This window comes from Aeromicrobium sp. HA (assembly GCF_027171405.1).
GTDB lineage: Bacteria > Actinomycetota > Actinomycetes > Propionibacteriales > Nocardioidaceae > Aeromicrobium > Aeromicrobium tamlense.
The window spans coordinates 2,958,750-2,974,196 of record NZ_CP114372.1; the positions used below are offsets into that span (position 1 = coordinate 2,958,750).

Annotated in this window: 15 protein-coding genes; 3 read left to right on the forward strand and 12 right to left on the reverse strand. The window is 71.4% G+C overall.

Annotated elements, in window-relative coordinates:
* The 9 genes from nuoH to O3S82_RS14690 form a co-directional block, all read right to left on the reverse strand.
* A complete protein-coding gene (gene nuoH / locus O3S82_RS14650; protein WP_269303788.1) occupies positions 1 to 1,263 on the reverse strand; it encodes an NADH-quinone oxidoreductase subunit NuoH in 1,263 nt (420 codons plus the stop codon).
* A complete protein-coding gene (locus O3S82_RS14655; protein WP_269303789.1) occupies positions 1,260 to 3,650 on the reverse strand; it encodes an NADH-quinone oxidoreductase subunit G in 2,391 nt (796 codons plus the stop codon). Before O3S82_RS14655 ends, nuoH begins: the two co-directional genes overlap by 4 nt.
* Complete coding sequence (nuoF, locus tag O3S82_RS14660) at positions 3,647 to 4,957, reverse strand: NADH-quinone oxidoreductase subunit NuoF (protein WP_269303791.1); 1,311 nt, start codon at positions 4,955 to 4,957, stop codon at positions 3,647 to 3,649. Before nuoF ends, O3S82_RS14655 begins: the two co-directional genes overlap by 4 nt.
* Complete coding sequence (nuoE, locus tag O3S82_RS14665) at positions 4,954 to 5,763, reverse strand: NADH-quinone oxidoreductase subunit NuoE (RefSeq protein ID WP_269303793.1); 810 nt, start codon at positions 5,761 to 5,763, stop codon at positions 4,954 to 4,956. The genes nuoF and nuoE overlap by 4 nt, the downstream gene beginning before the upstream one ends.
* Positions 5,760 to 7,097, reverse strand: a complete 1,338-nt coding sequence (locus O3S82_RS14670; protein WP_269303795.1) for an NADH-quinone oxidoreductase subunit D — start codon at positions 7,095 to 7,097, stop codon at positions 5,760 to 5,762. The genes nuoE and O3S82_RS14670 overlap by 4 nt, the downstream gene beginning before the upstream one ends.
* Positions 7,097 to 7,810 carry an NADH-quinone oxidoreductase subunit C gene (locus tag O3S82_RS14675; protein ID WP_269303797.1) on the reverse strand — a complete coding sequence of 238 codons (714 nt, stop codon included), beginning with the start codon at positions 7,808 to 7,810 and terminating at the stop codon, positions 7,097 to 7,099. The genes O3S82_RS14670 and O3S82_RS14675 overlap by 1 nt, the downstream gene beginning before the upstream one ends.
* Positions 7,807 to 8,361, reverse strand: coding sequence for a NuoB/complex I 20 kDa subunit family protein (locus O3S82_RS14680; RefSeq protein WP_179422642.1), 555 nt, complete (start codon positions 8,359 to 8,361; stop codon positions 7,807 to 7,809). Before O3S82_RS14680 ends, O3S82_RS14675 begins: the two co-directional genes overlap by 4 nt.
* Entirely contained in the window at positions 8,361 to 8,720 is a 360-nt protein-coding gene (locus O3S82_RS14685; RefSeq protein ID WP_179422640.1) for an NADH-quinone oxidoreductase subunit A, read from the reverse strand. Before O3S82_RS14685 ends, O3S82_RS14680 begins: the two co-directional genes overlap by 1 nt.
* Positions 8,721 to 8,860: 140 nt before the next feature.
* A complete protein-coding gene (locus O3S82_RS14690) occupies positions 8,861 to 9,553 on the reverse strand; it encodes a demethylmenaquinone methyltransferase (RefSeq protein WP_269303799.1) in 693 nt (230 codons plus the stop codon).
* A 158-nt stretch (positions 9,554 to 9,711) separates the two neighbouring features.
* Here O3S82_RS14690 and O3S82_RS14695 point away from each other — a divergent pair, with 158 nt between their 5' ends.
* Positions 9,712 to 10,959: an isochorismate synthase gene (locus O3S82_RS14695; RefSeq protein WP_269303801.1), complete on the forward strand. Its 1,248-nt coding sequence runs from the start codon at positions 9,712 to 9,714 to the stop codon at positions 10,957 to 10,959.
* A 3-nt stretch (positions 10,960 to 10,962) separates the two neighbouring features.
* Here O3S82_RS14695 and O3S82_RS14700 read toward each other — a convergent pair whose 3' ends face one another.
* Both O3S82_RS14700 and O3S82_RS14705 read right to left on the reverse strand, forming a co-directional pair.
* Complete coding sequence (locus tag O3S82_RS14700) at positions 10,963 to 11,343, reverse strand: DUF3037 domain-containing protein (protein WP_179422634.1); 381 nt, start codon at positions 11,341 to 11,343, stop codon at positions 10,963 to 10,965.
* Positions 11,340 to 12,101: a HipA family kinase gene (locus O3S82_RS14705; RefSeq protein ID WP_269303803.1), complete on the reverse strand. Its 762-nt coding sequence runs from the start codon at positions 12,099 to 12,101 to the stop codon at positions 11,340 to 11,342. Before O3S82_RS14705 ends, O3S82_RS14700 begins: the two co-directional genes overlap by 4 nt.
* A 93-nt stretch (positions 12,102 to 12,194) precedes the next feature.
* Here O3S82_RS14705 and O3S82_RS14710 point away from each other — a divergent pair, with 93 nt between their 5' ends.
* Positions 12,195 to 13,364: a winged helix DNA-binding domain-containing protein gene (locus O3S82_RS14710; RefSeq protein ID WP_269303805.1), complete on the forward strand. Its 1,170-nt coding sequence runs from the start codon at positions 12,195 to 12,197 to the stop codon at positions 13,362 to 13,364.
* On the opposite strand, the gene O3S82_RS14715 is transcribed toward O3S82_RS14710, so the two are convergent.
* The gene (locus tag O3S82_RS14715) at positions 13,353 to 14,129 is read right to left on the reverse strand and encodes an SGNH/GDSL hydrolase family protein (RefSeq protein ID WP_269303807.1); all 777 of its coding nucleotides are present in this window, start codon (positions 14,127 to 14,129) and stop codon (positions 13,353 to 13,355) included. The two genes, O3S82_RS14710 and O3S82_RS14715, sit on opposite strands and share 12 nt — an antisense overlap.
* An 89-nt stretch (positions 14,130 to 14,218) precedes the next feature.
* On the opposite strand from O3S82_RS14715, the gene O3S82_RS14720 reads away from it, so the two are divergent.
* Entirely contained in the window at positions 14,219 to 15,439 is a 1,221-nt protein-coding gene (locus O3S82_RS14720) for a hypothetical protein (RefSeq protein ID WP_269303809.1), read from the forward strand.
* Positions 15,440 to 15,447: the final 8 nt, after the last annotated feature.

Sequence of the window (15,447 nt, forward strand, 5' to 3'; positions counted from 1 at the left end):
TCACACTCCCCCATCGGTGGGTTGCGAGGTGGTCGGTGCGGAGGAAGCGGTGGCGCGCTGCGAGGGCAGCGGCGGCACCGGGTAGCCGCCGGCGAAGGCGTCGAACTCCGCGGGCTCCGGCTCGGGCTCCTCGTCCTCGTCGTCCCGCGAGGGCAGGAAGAAGGTGACGATGAGCAGGGCGCCGGCGACCGCCGCGGCGATCAGCATGGCGTTCTGGTCGAGCATGTCCTCGACCTGGAGCTTGCGGATGAACGCCAGCGCGACGATCCAGCCCAGCGCGATCGGGATGAGCCACTTCCAGCCGAAGTGCATGAACTGGTCGTAGCGCATGCGGGGCAGGGTGCCACGCAGCCAGATGTACATGAAGATGAAGCCGAGCGTCTTGAGGAAGAACCACAGGACGGGCCAGTAGCCCTCGTTCGCGCCCTCCCAGATCTGGGCGATGCCGAACGGGGCGCGCCAGCCGCCGAGGAACATCGTGGTGGCCAGCGCCGCGACGGTGACCATGTTGATGTACTCGGCCAGGAAGAACATCGCGAACTTGAACGACGAGTACTCGGTGTGGAAGCCGCCGACCAGCTCGCCCTCGGCCTCGGGGAGGTCGAAGGGGGCCCGGTTGGTCTCGCCGACCATCGCGATGACGTAGATGATGAACGACGGCAGCAGCGGGATGAAGAACCAGATGTCCTCCTGGGCCGCCACGATCTCCGACGTCGACATCGAGCCGGCGTAGATGAACACCGCGACGAGCGACAGGCCCATCGCCACCTCGTAGCTGATCACCTGGGCGCTCGAGCGCAGGCCGCCGAGCAGGGCGTAGATCGAGCCGGAGGACCAGCCGGCCAGCACGATGCCGTACACGCCGACCGAGGTGACGGCCAGGATGTAGAGCACCGCGACGGGCAGGTCGGTCAGCTGCAGCGGCGTCTCCTCGCCGAAGAAGTTCACGACCGGGCCGAACGGGATGACCGCCCAGGCCAGGAACGACGGCACCACCGCGATGATCGGGGCGACGTAGTAGACGACCTTGTCGGCGGCCTTGGGGAAGATCTCCTCCTTGAGGCCCAGCTTCACGCCGTCGGCGAGGCTCTGCAGCAGGCCGAAGGGGCCGTTCACGTTGGGGCCGATGCGGTGCTGCATGCGGGCCACGACGCGGCGCTCGAACCAGATGTTGAACAGCGTGTAGAGCACGAGGAACACGAAGATCAGCAGGGCCTTGAGGGCCACCACCCACCAGGGATCGTTGCCGAACAGCTCCATCATGCGATGCCTCCCGAGAGGACGACGCGGGCGCCGTGCCCGGCTCCGAGGGCGGCGCCGAGGTGGACGCCGGAGTTCGTGGGCGCCCAGACGACGCCGTCGGGCATGAAGGCGGCCTCCGCGACGAACGAGGCGGAGCCCGAGGGCCCGGTCAGGGTGGCCTCGGTGCCCGGGGCGACGCCGGCAGCGAGCAGCGTGGCCTCGCTGGCCCTCAGCACCGGGACGCGCGCGGTCTGGCGGTAGTGGTCGGCGCCGTCCTGGAGGCGGCCGTCGTCGACGAGCTGCTTCCAGGTGTCGAGCACGACCTTCTGCGCGGTGGACTTGGCGGCGGCCTGCTTGCGGGCGCGGAAGGCGGCGCGCTTGCCGTCCCACGGCCCGAGCTCGTGCCACTCGGCGGCGGCCTCGTCGACCGTGCGGATGCCGATCGGGCGACCCAGCTCCTCGGCGATGCCGGCCAGGACCCGCACGTCGGGAAGAGCAGGCGAATCGATCAGGACCTTCGCGAAGGGCCGCGGGCGACCCTCCCAGTTCACGAACGTGCCGGCCTTCTCGACCGGAGGCGCGACGGGCAGGACCACGTCGGCCAGCGCGGTGACGGCGGACTCGCGGACCTCGAGGCTGACGACGAAGTCGACGACCCGCAGCGCCTCGCGGGCGGCCGACGGATCGGCGAGGTCGTCGAGGTCGACGCCGCCCACGACGAGCGCGCCGAGCTCACCGGCGGCCGCGGCCGCGATGATCGCGTCGGTGTCGAGGCCGGCCTCGTCGGGCAGGCTCGGGACGCCCCAGTCGGCGGCGACGTCGGCACGCGCCTCGGCCGAGGCGACCGGGCGACCGCCGGGCAGCAGGGTGGGCAGGCAGCCGGCGTCGAGCGCCGAGCGGTCGCCGGCGCGGCGCGGGACCCAGGCCCAGCGGGCCCCGGTCTCGGTGGCCTTGGCGGCGACGGCGGAGAGACCGCCGGGGACCGTGGCGAGGCGCTCGCCGGCCAGGATGATCGCGCCGGGCTCGAGGGCCAGCTCGGCCAGCGCCGCGGGCTCCTGGCCGGGGATCGTCGGGACGAGCGTGCCACTCATCTTCGACAGGCCCCGCGTGGTGTGCGTGCCGAGGGCGACGACCTTGACGCCCTTGCGGCTGGCCTTGCGCAGGCGCAGGAACAGCGCCCCGGCCTCGTCCTCGGGCTCGAGGCCCACCAGGACGACCGTGGACGCCTTCTCGAGGTCGGCGAAGCGGACGCTCGCAGGCGTGCCGGCGACCTTGGCGGCGAGGAACTCGGTCTCCTCCTTGGCGGTGGCCCGCGTGCGGAAGTCGATGTTGTTCGTGCCGAGCGCGACCCGGGCGAACTTGGCGTACGCGTACGCGTCCTCGACCGTGAGGCGGCCGCCGGTCAGGACGGCCTTGCCGGCAGCGGCCGCGAGTCCGCGCGCCGCGACGGCGAGGGCTCCGGGCCACGACGTGGGCTCGAGCTCGCCCGTCTCGGGGTTGCGCACGAGCGGCGTGGTGAGCCGGTCGGCCTGGCGCGACCACGTGAACGCGAAGCGGTCCTTGTCGGTGATCCACTCCTCGTTGACCTCGGGGTCGTCGCCGGCGAGGCGGCGCATGACCTTGCCGCGGCGGTGGTCGACGCGGATGGCCGAGCCGCACGCGTCGTGCTCGGCGACCGACGGGACGCTGATGAGGTCGAACGGGCGCGAGCGGAAGCGGTAGTCGGCGCTGGTGAGCGCGCCCACCGGGCAGATCTGGATCGTGTTGCCGCTGAAGTACGAGCCGAACGGGACGTCCTCGGCGATGCCGATCTGCTGCTGGGCGCCGCGCTCGAGCAGCGCGATGAACGGGTCGCCCGCGATCTCGGACTGGAAGCGGGTGCAGCGCTGGCACAGGACGCAGCGCTCACGGTCGAGCAGGACGTTGCTCGACAGCGGCAGGGGCTTGGGGAACAGGCGCTTGGTCTCGATGAAGCGCGACTCCGAGGCGCCGTGCGACAGCGCCTGGTTCTGCAGGGGGCACTCGCCACCCTTGTCGCAGACGGGGCAGTCGAGCGGGTGGTTCGCCAGCAGGAACTCGAGGATGCCCTCCTGGGCCTTCTCGGCGACCGGCGACGTGACCTGCGTGCGCACGACCATGCCGGGCGCGACCTCGAGCGTGCACGAGGCCTGCGGCTTCGGCATCGGGCGGCCGTTGCCGGCGTCGGGCACCTCGACGAGGCACTGGCGGCAGGCGCCCACGGGCGCGAGCAGCGGGTGGTCGCAGAACCGCGGGATCTCGGTGCCGATGAGCTCGGCCGCACGGATCACCAGCGTGCCCTTGGGGACGCTGACCTCGACGTCGTCGATCGACAGCGTGACCAGGTCGACGGGCGTCGTGTCGGTCGGGTTCGGCTCGGTGACGGTCATCGGACGGCCTCCTTCGCGAACAGGGTCGAGGCGGCGGGCGGGAACAGCTCGCGGCTCGGCGTGGTCATGCCGGCCTCGAACTCCTCGCGGAAGTACTGGATCGCCGACGTGATCGGGCTCGTGGCGCCGTCGCCGAGGGCGCAGAACGCGCGGCCCAGGATGTTGTCGCACAGGTCGAGCAGCAGCTCGATGTCGCCGGACTGACCCTTGCCCTCGTCGACGCGGCGGAGCGTCTGCACGAGCCACCAGGTGCCCTCGCGGCACGGGGTGCACTTGCCGCAGGACTCGTGCTTGTAGAACTCGGTCCAGCGCAGGACGCAGCGCACGACCGACGTGGTCTGGTCGAAGATCTGCAGCGCGCGGGTGCCCAGCATCGAGCCGGCCGCGCCGACGCCCTCGAAGTCCAGCGGGACGTCGAGGTGCTCGGCCGTGAGCAGCGGCGTGGACGAGCCGCCGGGGGTCCAGAACTTCAGCTCCGAGCCCTCGCGCATGCCGCCGCCGAGCTCGAGCAGCTCGCGCAGCGTGATGCCCAACGGGGCCTCGTACTGGCCCGGCTTCGCGACGTGACCCGAGAGGCTGAAGATGCCGTGGCCCTTGGACTTCTCGGTGCCCATCGAGGCGAACCAGTCGGCGCCGCCGGCGATGATGCCCGGCACCGAGGCGACGGACTCGACGTTGTTGACCACGGTGGGCGAGGCGTAGAGGCCCGCCACCGCGGGGAACGGCGGACGCAGGCGGGGCTGGCCGCGGCGTCCCTCGAGCGAGTCGAGCAGCGCCGTCTCCTCACCGCAGATGTAGGCGCCGGCCCCGGCGTGGACGATGAGGTCGAGGTCGTAGCCGCTGCCGTGGATGTCGCGGCCCAGGTGGCCGGCCTCGTAGGCCTCGCGCACCGCGGCGCGCAGGCGGCGGATCACGTGCAGCACCTCGCCGCGCACGTAGATGAACGCGGTGTGGGCGCGGATCGCGCGCGAGGCGATGATGACGCCCTCCACGAGCACGTGGGGGTTGGCCATCATGAGCGGGATGTCCTTGCAGGTGCCCGGCTCGGACTCGTCGGCGTTGACCACGAGGTACTTCGGGTTCGGGTTGTCCTGCGGGATGAAGCCCCACTTCATGCCGGTGGGGAAGCCGGCGCCGCCGCGACCGCGCAGGCCGGCGTCCTTGACCTCCTCGATGATGGCGTCGGGGTCCATCGTGAGGGCCTTCTCGAGGCCGCGGTAGCCGCCGCGCTGCGTGTAGGCGTCGAGCGTCCAGGCGCGGTCGTCGGCCCAGTTGGCGGTGAGGACCGGGGTCAGCACGTCGGTCATTCGGTGTCCTCGCTCTCCTGCAGGTCGGCGCCACCCTCGACGTCGGTGTCCGTCTGGTCGGCCACGGTCTCGGACTCGGCGCGGCTCGTGTCCGCCTCGGCGACGGCCTCGGTGGCGGACTCGGGCGGAGCCTCGGAGCCGGACGCGTCGAGCGGCGGGGCCGCCCAGCCGCGCTGGTCGGCGATCTCGAGACCCACGAGCGAGGCGGGACCCGCGGCGGGGCCCTCGTCGACCAGACCGTCCTCGAAGCCGCCGATGACCCGCTCGGCCTCGCGCCACGAGGTGATCGTGGCGCCGCGTGTGGACTGCACGGTCTCGCCGGCGCGGAGCCGGTCGACGACGTCGATCGCGGAGTCGGGGGTCTGGTTGTCGAAGAACTCCCAGTTGACCATCATCACCGGGGCGAAGTCGCAGGCCGCGTTGCACTCGACGCGCTCGAGCGTGACCTGTCCGTCCTCGGTCGTCTCGTCGTTGCCGACGTCGAGGTGGCCGCAGAGACGCTCGAAGATCTCGTCGCCGCCCATCACGGCGCACAGCGTGTTGGTGCAGACGCCGACGTGGTGCGTGCCCATCGGACGGCGCTTGTACATCGTGTAGAAGGTGGCGACGGCGCTGACCTCGGCCTCGGTGAGGCCCAGGATCTGCCCGCACGCCTCGATGCCCTCGGAGGTCACGCGACCCTGCACGGACTGCACGATGTGCAGCATCGGCAGCAGCGCGCTGCGCGACTGCGGGTAGCGCGCCGCGAGCTCGCGGAGCTCGGCCAGCGTGGTCTCGCTCAGCGTCTCGGAGATCTGCTCGGTCACCGGTCAACGCCTCCCATCACGGGGTCGATCGAGGCGACCGCGACGATGACGTCGGAGAGCATGCCGCCCTCGCTCATCGCCGAGACGCCCTGCAGGTTCACGAACGACGGCTCGCGGAAGTGGACCCGGAACGGCCGGGTGCCTCCGTCGGACACCGCGTGGCACGCGATCTCGCCCTTCGGGGACTCGATCGGGAAGTAGGCCTGGCCGGCCGGCACCCGGAAGCCCTCGGTGACGAGCTTGAAGTGGTGGATCAGCGCCTCCATGGACTCGCCCATGATGTGCTGGATGTGCTGCGGCGAGTTGCCCTGGCCGTCGGCGCCCACCGACAGCTGCGACGGCCACGCGATCTTGCGGTCGGCGACCATGACGGGCTGGCCCTCGGTGCCGGCGAGGCGGTCGATGCACTGCTCGACGATCCGCAGCGACTCCCACATCTCCTGCTGGCGGATCATGAACCGGCCGTAGGCGTCGGGCTCGTCGCGGGTGACGACGTCGAACTCGTAGGTGTCGTAGCCCCAGTAGGGCTGCGTGCGGCGCAGGTCCCAGTCCATGCCGGTGGAGCGCAGGATCGGGCCGGTGATGCCGAGCGCCAGCACGCCGGCGAGGTCGAGGCGGCCGACCTTCTGGAGGCGGCCCTTGAAGATCGGGTTGGCGTTGCAGAGCGCCGCGTACTCGGGGAGGCGCTTCTTCAGCAGGGCGACGAGGTCGCGCAGGTGCTGGATCGAGCCGTCGGGCAGGTCCTGGGCCACGCCACCGGGGCGGAAGTACGCGTGGTTCATGCGCAGGCCCGTGATCAGCTCGAACGCCTTGAGGATCTCCTCGCGGTCGCGGAAGCCGCACGTCATCACGGTGAGGGCGCCGATCTCCATGCCGCCCGTGGCGATCGCGACGAGGTGGCTGGAGATGCGGTTCAGCTCGAGCATGAGCACCCGGATGACCGTGGCGCGCTCGGGGATCTGGTCCTCGATGTCGAGCAGCCGCTCGACCGCACCGACGTACGCGGCCTCGGTGGAGAACGGCGCGACGTAGTCCATGCGGGTGCAGAAGGTCACGCCCTGGGTCCAGGTGCGGAACTCCATGTTCTTCTCGATGCCGGTGTGCAGGTAGCCGATGCCGGCGCGGGCGTCGCGGACCTGCTCGCCGTCGATCTCGAGGATGAGGCGCAGCACGCCGTGCGTAGAGGGATGCTGCGGGCCCATGTTGATGACGAGGCGGTCGCCCTCGAGGGCGTCGGCCTCGATCGTGTCCCAGTCGCCGCCGGTGACGTTGAAGACGGGGCCGGAGGTGGACTCGGACGTGCCCGCGTACGGGTCGGTGGTGGTCTCGGTCATCAGCTGTACGACCTCCTGTTGTCCGGGGCGGGGATGAACCCGCCCTTGAACTCCACGTCGATTCCTCCGAGCGGGTAGTCCTTCCGCTGCGGGTGGCCGGGCCAGTCGTCCGGCATGAGGATCCGGGTCAGGTGCGGGTGACCGTCGAAGACGATCCCGAACATGTCCCACACCTCGCGCTCGTGCCAGTCGGCCGTGGGGTAGACCGCGACGACGCTGGGGACCGTGGGGTCCTCCTCGGGCGCGGTGACCTCGAGCCGGATCCGGCGGTTGTGGGTCATCGAGAGCAGGTGGTAGACCGCGTGCAGCTCGCGCCCGGTGTCGCCCGGGTAGTGCACGCCGCTGACGCCGCTGAACAGTTCGAAGCGCAGGCCCGCGTCGTCGCGCAGGTGCCAGGCGGCCCGGAGCAGCGACTCGCGACGGATGAAGAAGGTGATCTCGCCGCGGTGGACGACGACCTTCTCGATCGCGTCGTGCAGGCCCTCGCCCGAGGCGAGCCGCTCGGCGACCTCGTCGAACCAGCCGCCGTAGGGCGGCTGCGCGGCGCCGGGCATGACCACGGGACGGCGCAGTCCGCCGAAGCCGCTGGTGTCGCCGGTGCCGTGGACGCCGAAGGCGCCCTCACGGACCTCGATGACCTCGAGCTCGGTGGCGTCGCTCTTCTGCAGCTCGGCCCGCGTCTCGTGGGACGCGTCCTGGGTCTCATCGCTCATCGGAGAAGTCCCGTCTGCGAGGAGGTGGGCAGGGCGGCCAGGGCGGCGGCCTCCTGCTCACGGATCTCGGCGTTGCGGTCGGCGCCCAGCTGCGTGTGCTGGATCGAGTCGCGCAGCTTGAAGATCGCGTCGATGAGCATCTCGGGACGCGGCGGGCAGCCCGGCAGGTACATGTCGACCGGCACGACGTGGTCGACGCCCTGCACGATCGCGTAGTTGTTGAACATGCCGCCCGAGCTGGCGCAGACGCCCATCGCGAGCACCCACTTGGGGCCGGGCATCTGGTCGTAGATCTGGCGCAGGACGGGAGCCATCTTCTGGCTCACGCGACCCGCGACGATCATGAGGTCGGCCTGGCGCGGCGAGGGCCGAAAGACCTCCATGCCGAAGCGGCCGGAGTCGTAGCGTGGCGCGCCGAACGTCATCATCTCGATCGCGCAGCAGGCCAGGCCGAACGTGGCCGGCCAGAACGACGCCTTGCGGAAGTAGCCGGCGAGGCCCTCGACGGTCGAGAGCAGCACGCCACTGGGGAGTTTTTCCTCGAGGCCCATCAGGTCCAGTCCATTCCCCCGCGACGCCACTCATAGACGTACGCGATCGTGATGTTGAGCAGGAAGAGCATGACGGCGAAGAACGCGAACCAGCTCAGCTCGTCGAAGGCGACGGCGAACGGGTAGAGGAACACGATCTCGATGTCGAAGACGATGAACATCATCGCCGTGAAGAAGTACTTGATGGAGACCTTGCCGCCGCCCTCGGGCAGCGGGCTCGGCTCGATGCCGGACTCGTAGCGATCCATCTTGGCCCGGTTGTAGCGAGCCGGGCCGGTGAACGGCGCGATGCCGACGCTGAACAGCGCGAACGCGAACGCGATGCCACCCAGCACCAAGATCGGGATGTACTCGTTCACGGCACCTCCAGTCACCCTCGGACGAACCTTGTGAAGATCTTCACAGGCTCAGTGGACCTCACTCTAGTAACACCGAGGGGCACGATGTGAGTTAGGTAACACTTACGCGGCGTGGCGTCCGTCACGCCGAGGTGGAGGGGTCAGACGGGGCGCTCGGCGCGGTGCACCGCGACGATGCCGCCGGAGAGGTTCTCCCACGTCACGGGGCCCCATCCGGCCTCGGTCATCCGCACCGCGAGGCCGCGCTGGTCGGGCCACGAGCGGATCGACTCGGCGAGATAGACGTAGGACTCCGGGTTCGAGGAGACGCGTCGCGCGATCGGCGGCAGCGCCCGCATGAGGTAGTTGGAGTAGAGCGCCTCGAAGGGCTTCCACGTGGGGGTGGAGAACTCGCACACGACGATGCGGCCGCCGGGGCGCGTGACGCGGAGCAGCTCACGCAGGCCCTGGAGCGGGTCGTGGATGTTGCGCAGGCCGAAGGAGATCGTCACGGCGTCGAACACGCCGTCGGCGAAGGGCAGCGCCATGCCGTCGCCCGCGGTGAAGTCGAGGCCCGGGAACTGCTGCTTGCCGACCTCGAGCATGCCGATCGAGAAGTCGCACGGCACGACGTGAGCGCCCGCCTCGGCGAACGGGGCGCTGGAGGTGCCGGTGCCGGCGGCGAGGTCGAGGATGCGCTCGCCGCGCTGGGGATCGACGGTGGCGACGACCGTCTTGCGCCAGCGACGGTCCTGGCCGAGGGAGAGGACGTCGTTCGTGAGGTCGTACCGCGCCGCCACCGTGTCGAACATGCGCGCGACGTCGCGAGGATCCTTGTCCAGCCCTGCTCTCATGGCGCCACCTTCTCACGGTGGGCCTCGCCGGGCGCGCGCGTGGGGCGCGGAGAAGCGCCGGGCGTGACGTTTGCGGGCCGAATCGCCGCCCACGGCCCCGCGAACGTCGCGCCCAGTGCTGCGCACGCCCTCATCGCGCCGCGAGTAGGGTGGATCGGGTGAGCACGCTGGCGACCGACGGACGGCCCGAGCCACTCGTCGTACGGTCCCGCGAGATCGAGGATCCCGGCGCGCTGCTGGCCCTGCTGCCGCCCACCGCCGACGCCCTGGCCTGGGTGCACGGCGGCGACGGCATCGTCGGCTGGGGCCGCGCGGCCTCCTACTCCCCCGACCGGGACGACCGCTTCGACGCCGCCGACGACTGGTGGGCCGAGGTCGTCGACGCCTCCGTCGTGCGCGACGAGGTCGAGCTGCCCGGCAGCGGACTGGTCGCGTTCGGCAGCTTCACGTTCGCCGACGGACCCGGCTCGGTGCTCACCGTGCCCGAGGTCGTCGTGGGCCGCCGTGACGGCCGCTGCTGGGTCACCACGATCGGCCTCTCGCTGGGTCCGTCCCCCGCGCTCTCCACGTCCACGCCAACCGATCCCTCAGGCACCCTGTTCGCCGACGAGCCGGGCCGCCGCGACGACTGGGCGGCCACGGTCGAGGCCGCCGTCCGGCGCATCCAGTCCGGCGAGCTCGACAAGGTCGTCCTGGCCCGCTCGGTCGACGCCGCCTTCGAGGAGCCGCTCGACGTCCGGTCGCCGCTGGCCCGCCTCGCCTCGGCCTATCCGAGCTGCTGGACCTTCCACGTCGACGGCTTCTTCGGCTCCACCCCCGAGATGCTCGTGCGGCTGCAGGGCGGCCTCGTCACGTCGCGCGTCCTCGCCGGCACGATCCGCCGCACCGGCGACGACGCCCGCGACCTCTCGCTCGCGGCCTCGCTCGCCCGCTCCAGCAAGGACCTCGAGGAGCACGAGTACGCGGTCCGGTCCGTCGCCGACGCGCTGGCCCCGCACTGCACCGGCATGAACGTGCCCGAGTCGCCGTTCGTGCTGCACCTGCCCAACGTCATGCACCTGGCCACCGACGTCACCGGCGTGCTGCGTGACGACGCCGGCGTGCTGGCGCTCGTCGCCTCGCTGCACCCGTCGGCCGCGGTGGGCGGCACGCCCACGGCCGACGCCGTTCGCGTCATCGCCGAGATCGAGCAGCTCGACCGCGGCCGCTACGCCGGCCCGGTGGGCTGGATCGGTGCGTCGGGCGACGGCGAGTGGGGCATCGGCCTGCGCTCGGCGCAGGTGGCGCCCGACGGCCGCGGTGCGCGGCTGTTCGCCGGCTGCGGCATCGTGGCCGACTCCTCCCCCGCCGACGAGCTGGCCGAGGCCGACGCCAAGCTGATCCCCGTCCGCGACGCCCTGGCCTGACGGTCAGCCCACCAGCTGCGACCTCAGGCGGGACAGCTCCGCCGCGGGGTCCTCCGTGACGCCGCCGTGCACGGGTCCGGGCTGGACGACGGTGGACTTCGGCGCCTTGAGGAAGCCGAAGCGCTGTCCCAGCGGGCGGTCCGAGGCCTCGCCGCCCCGAGCGTCGCCGGCACACACGCCGCTCACGAACTCCAGGGCGGCGCAGACGCGATCCAGGTCCAGGCCGGGGGCGAACGCGGCGATCCGCTCCCGGTCCACCCCCCACTCGACGGCGAGGAAGTCGGCCTCCTGGCAGTAGAGGACGACGCCGACGTTCACGAACTCCTCCCGCTCGGGGCGTGGCACGCAGCGCAGGACGACGTACTGGTACGCGTAGGTGCTCATGCGTCCACCTCCGGGAGCCAGGCGGTGCTGTCGAGCCGCGCGGTGAGGAACTCGACGTACGCCTCGCGCAGCATCTGGGGCGTGACGTCGGGCGTCGTGGTCAGCCACTCGTCCGGGACCTCGGACACGACCTCCTCGAAGACCTCACGCGAGAGGACGCGCCGGGCCCGGACGTCAGCCTCCGCGACCTCGGCGAGGTGCGGACGCAGCACGTGGTCGGAGGAGTCCCAGGGCTGAGCGGCGAAGCGGGCCGGGTCGGTGACTCCGCGGCTCCACGCGTGGTGGAAGTACAGCGAGGCGCCGTGGTCGATGACCCACACGTCGCCGTGCCACACGAGCAGGTTGGGATTGCGCCAGCTGCGGTCCACGTTCGCGCAGAATGCGTCGAGCCACAGGATCATGCCGTGATCGGTGCCGCGGGCATCGACGTCGCCGTCGAACCCGAAGGAGCCCGGCAGGAAGTCGACGCCGAGGTTGAGGCCGATGCTGGCGTTCAGCAGGTCCTGCACCTCCTCGTCCGCCTCGTAGCGCGCGATGGCCTGGTCGAGCTCGAGCGCGACGAGGCGAGGCGTGAGCAGTCCCAGCCGTGTGGCCAGTCCACTCACGATGACCTCGGCGACGAGCACCCGGACGCCCTGCCCGGCTCCGGAGAACTTGCAGACGTACGTCCCGAGGTCGTCGCCCTCGACCACTCCGGGCAGGCTGCCGCCCTCACGCAGCGGCGTGACGTACCTGACCACCCCGACCCGCGAGATCACGCGCGCTCCTCCGACTCGTCGACCATGGCCCCATCATGGCCGACGTCCACCACGGGGCCCATCCCCGTCGGTGCGAGCCAGTAGCGTCGGCCCATGCGGATGGACGAGGCCGAGCGGCGGCGCCGACTCGCGGTCAGGCACGCGCTGGCGGCACCGGTCGACTCACCCGAGGACGTGACCGCGGCGGTCACCGCCCTGCACAGCACCGATCCCGCCTCGATGGTGCTGACGGTCCTGGCGCGGCTGCGCGAGCCCAGCATCGCCGAGGTCGAGCGGGCGCTCTACGAGGACCGCTCGCTCGTGCGCGTGCTGGCGATGCGCCGCACCGTCTTCGCGGTGCCCACCGCGGACTCCCCCGCCTACATCGCCTCCACGCAGCACTCGGTCGCCGGGCCCGAGTACCGCAAGCTGCGCGGGATGATCGCCGACTCGGGCATCGACGCGCCCGACGAGTGGCTGGCCTCGGCCCACGCCGCCGCGCTCGCGGCGTTCGACCGGCTCGAGGTCTTCAGCAGCGCCGAGCTCGCCGCCGCCGACCCGCTGCTGTCCACGCGCATCGAGATCGGCGCCGGCACCAAGTACGCCACGCAGCAGTCGATCGCCAGCCGGCTGCTCACCGTCATGTCGGCCGAGGGCCACGTCGTGCGCGCCCGGCCCACCGGCACGTGGGCGTCCACTCAGTTCCGCTGGGCGTCGATGCGGCGCTGGCTGCCCGACGTGGGCGACCTGCCCGACGCGGCCGATTCTCGCTCGCTCGTCGCCCGTCGCTGGCTGGCGCGCTTCGGTCCGGCCCGCCCCGAGGACCTGCAGTGGTGGACCGGCTGGACCAAGGGCCACACCACCGCCGCGCTCGCCACCCTCGACACGGCCGAGGTCGAGCTCGACGACGCCACCGGACTCGTCCTGGCCGACGACCTCGACCTCACGCCGGATCCCGGTCCGTGGGTGGCGCTGCTGCCGGCGCTCGACCCCACGACGATGGGGTGGAAGCACCGCTCCTGGTACCTCGGCGAGCACGGTCCGCGGGTCTTCGACACCACGGGCAACGCCGGTCCCACCGTCTGGCAGGACGGCCGGATCGTCGGCGGCTGGGCCATCCGCGACGATGGCACGGTGGCCGTGCGGCTGCTCGCCGACGTGGGCACCGACGCCGAGAAGGCGATCGAGCAGGAGGCCGAGGCCCTGGAGCGGCGCCTCGCGGGCACCGTGGTCAAGGCACGCGGCCGGCGCTGGACCCCGGTGGAGAAGGAGCTACGCGGCTGATTCGCTGAGCGGGGTCAGCTCGCGGTAGCGCGGGTCGAGACCGTCGCCGCTGGACCGCCCGGTGACCCGGCGCTTGATCCACGGGCCGAGGTACTCCACGGCCCACTGCAGCTGCGCCTTCACGCGCTCGAGCGCCGTCATCGGGGACGGGTCGGCCAGCACGAGCGGCTCGAGGTCGTGGTCCACGCCGAGGGCGTCGAGCACGGCGATCGCCATGCGCTGGTGGCCGGCGGGCGACATGTGCATCCGATCGGTGTCCCACAGGCGCGCGTCGCGGTAGTCGGTGAGGTTCCAGTAGTCCACCAGCGTCGCGCCGTGGCGCTCGGCGATCTCGCGGACGGCGTCGCGGTAGCGGACGAAGCGGGCCCGCACGACGGCGTAGATCCGCGAGCCGCCCGGGTCGGCCGGGGTGAACATCACGACGCGCGCACCCGAGGCGACGAGGCGCCCGATGACGCGGTCGTACTCGGCCAGGATCGCGTCGAGGTCGACCTTCGGCCGCATGATGTCGTTCGCGCCGGCGTAGATCGTGACGAGGTCGGGACGCAGCGCCAGGGCGGGCTCCAGCTGCTCGGCCGCGATCGGCATCAGCTTGCGTCCACGGATCGCGAGATTGGCGTACGAGAGGCCGCCGCCCTGCGCCCGATCGAGGGCCGCGGCGAACCGGTCGGCCCAGCCCCGCACGCCGTTCGGCAGGGCCGGATCGTCGTCGCCGACACCTTCGGTGAACGAGTCGCCCAGGGCCACATAGCGCGCAAAAGTCACCTCCCGAGACTACGCGCCGTCTCAAGTCCCGGTCCCCGGCCTCTCCATCGCCATGGGAACGACGCTTCCCTTCCAGATTGGAGAATCCGATGACCCCCCTCGTGAAGACCACCTCCCGCGCGCTGGCGCTCGGGACCACCGGCGCCCTGGTCGCCGGACTGATCGCCGCCGCGCCCGCGAGCGCCGCGGTGAACGTGGACGCACCGCCCACCAAGACCGTCAGCGGCGAGCTGTCCGGCCCCATCGGCATCGAGGACGACGCGGCCGGGAACGTCTACGTGGCGTCCCAGAACAACAACGCCGTCGTGGTGCACCGGGCGAACGCCTCGGGCGCCTCGGCTCCGCTGCGGCGGATCAGCGGCGCGGCCACGGGGCTGGCCTCGCCCCGCGACGTCGCCCTCGACGCGAACGGCTTCCTCTACGTCGTCAACCTCGCCGGGGACGTGCGCGTGTTCGCGCCGAACGCCAGCGGCAACGTCGCGCCGACGAAGACCTTCGGCACCGGCGCGGGCAACGCCTGGGGCATCGACATCGCCGGGGGCGAGATCTACGTGCGCAAGACGAACGCGTACAACGTCTACTCCCCCGCTGCGACCGGGTCCCCGGCGCCGACCGAGCGCGTGGTCACCGGGCTCGGCCAGGGCCGGTCGATCGTGGTCTCCGGACCTCGCGTGTGGACCGCCAACGGCACCCAGCTGCGGGCGTACTCCCGCACGGCGGACGGTGCCGCCACGCCGATCCAGTCGATCAACAACGCGCTGCCGAACACCGAGATCAACGGACTCGACGCGGACTCGGCCGGGCGCATCCACGTCGCGACGTTCAGCCCCGCCACGGTACGCGTGTTCGCACCGAACGCGGACGGGAACGACACGGCGCTGAAGATCCTCGGCGGACCCGCCTCGACGCTGAGCCAGTCGACGGGCCTCACGATCCTGGGCGGCGGATCGTTCGCCGTGGCCGACTTCGGCCAGGGTCGCTACCGGGTCTTCAAGAGCCTGTTCGTCAAGCCGGCCACCAAGCCCGGCAAGGTGCGGTCGCTGAAGGTCGGCGGCAAGCGCACCTCGAAGGTCCGCAAGGTCGTCTGGAAGGCTCCGTCGTCCAACGGCGGTGCGAAGATCACGTCCTACCGGATCGTGGTGAAGAAGGGCGGCAAGACCCTGCTCAAGCGCAACGTGAGCGGCTCGAGCCGCTCGCTGAAGATCAAGCGCTCGAAGCTGCGCAACGGCGTCAACACCGTCTACGTGCAGGCGAAGAACAGCAAGGGTCTCGGCCCGGCGGCCAAGAAGAGCTTCCGCGTGCGGAAGTGATCGCCACC

What these genes read in the sequence shown, in the direction of transcription:
- O3S82_RS14655 (WP_269303789.1), bottom strand. Translation starts at nt 3,650, where the DNA reads ATGACCGTCACCGAGCCGAACCCGACCGACACGACGCCCGTCGACCTG.
- O3S82_RS14675 (WP_269303797.1), bottom strand. Translation starts at nt 7,810, where the DNA reads ATGAGCGATGAGACCCAGGACGCGTCCCACGAGACGCGGGCCGAGCTG.
- O3S82_RS14680 (WP_179422642.1), bottom strand. Translation starts at nt 8,361, where the DNA reads ATGGGCCTCGAGGAAAAACTCCCCAGTGGCGTGCTGCTCTCGACCGTC.
- O3S82_RS14690 (WP_269303799.1), bottom strand. Translation starts at nt 9,553, where the DNA reads ATGAGAGCAGGGCTGGACAAGGATCCTCGCGACGTCGCGCGCATGTTC.
- nuoF (WP_269303791.1), bottom strand. Translation starts at nt 4,957, where the DNA reads ATGACCGACGTGCTGACCCCGGTCCTCACCGCCAACTGGGCCGACGAC.
- O3S82_RS14720 (WP_269303809.1), top strand. Translation starts at nt 14,219, where the DNA reads ATGACCCCCCTCGTGAAGACCACCTCCCGCGCGCTGGCGCTCGGGACC.
- O3S82_RS14670 (WP_269303795.1), bottom strand. Translation starts at nt 7,097, where the DNA reads ATGACCGAGACCACCACCGACCCGTACGCGGGCACGTCCGAGTCCACC.
- nuoH (WP_269303788.1), bottom strand. Translation starts at nt 1,263, where the DNA reads ATGATGGAGCTGTTCGGCAACGATCCCTGGTGGGTGGTGGCCCTCAAG.
- O3S82_RS14710 (WP_269303805.1), top strand. Translation starts at nt 12,195, where the DNA reads ATGCGGATGGACGAGGCCGAGCGGCGGCGCCGACTCGCGGTCAGGCAC.
- O3S82_RS14700 (WP_179422634.1), bottom strand. Translation starts at nt 11,343, where the DNA reads ATGAGCACCTACGCGTACCAGTACGTCGTCCTGCGCTGCGTGCCACGC.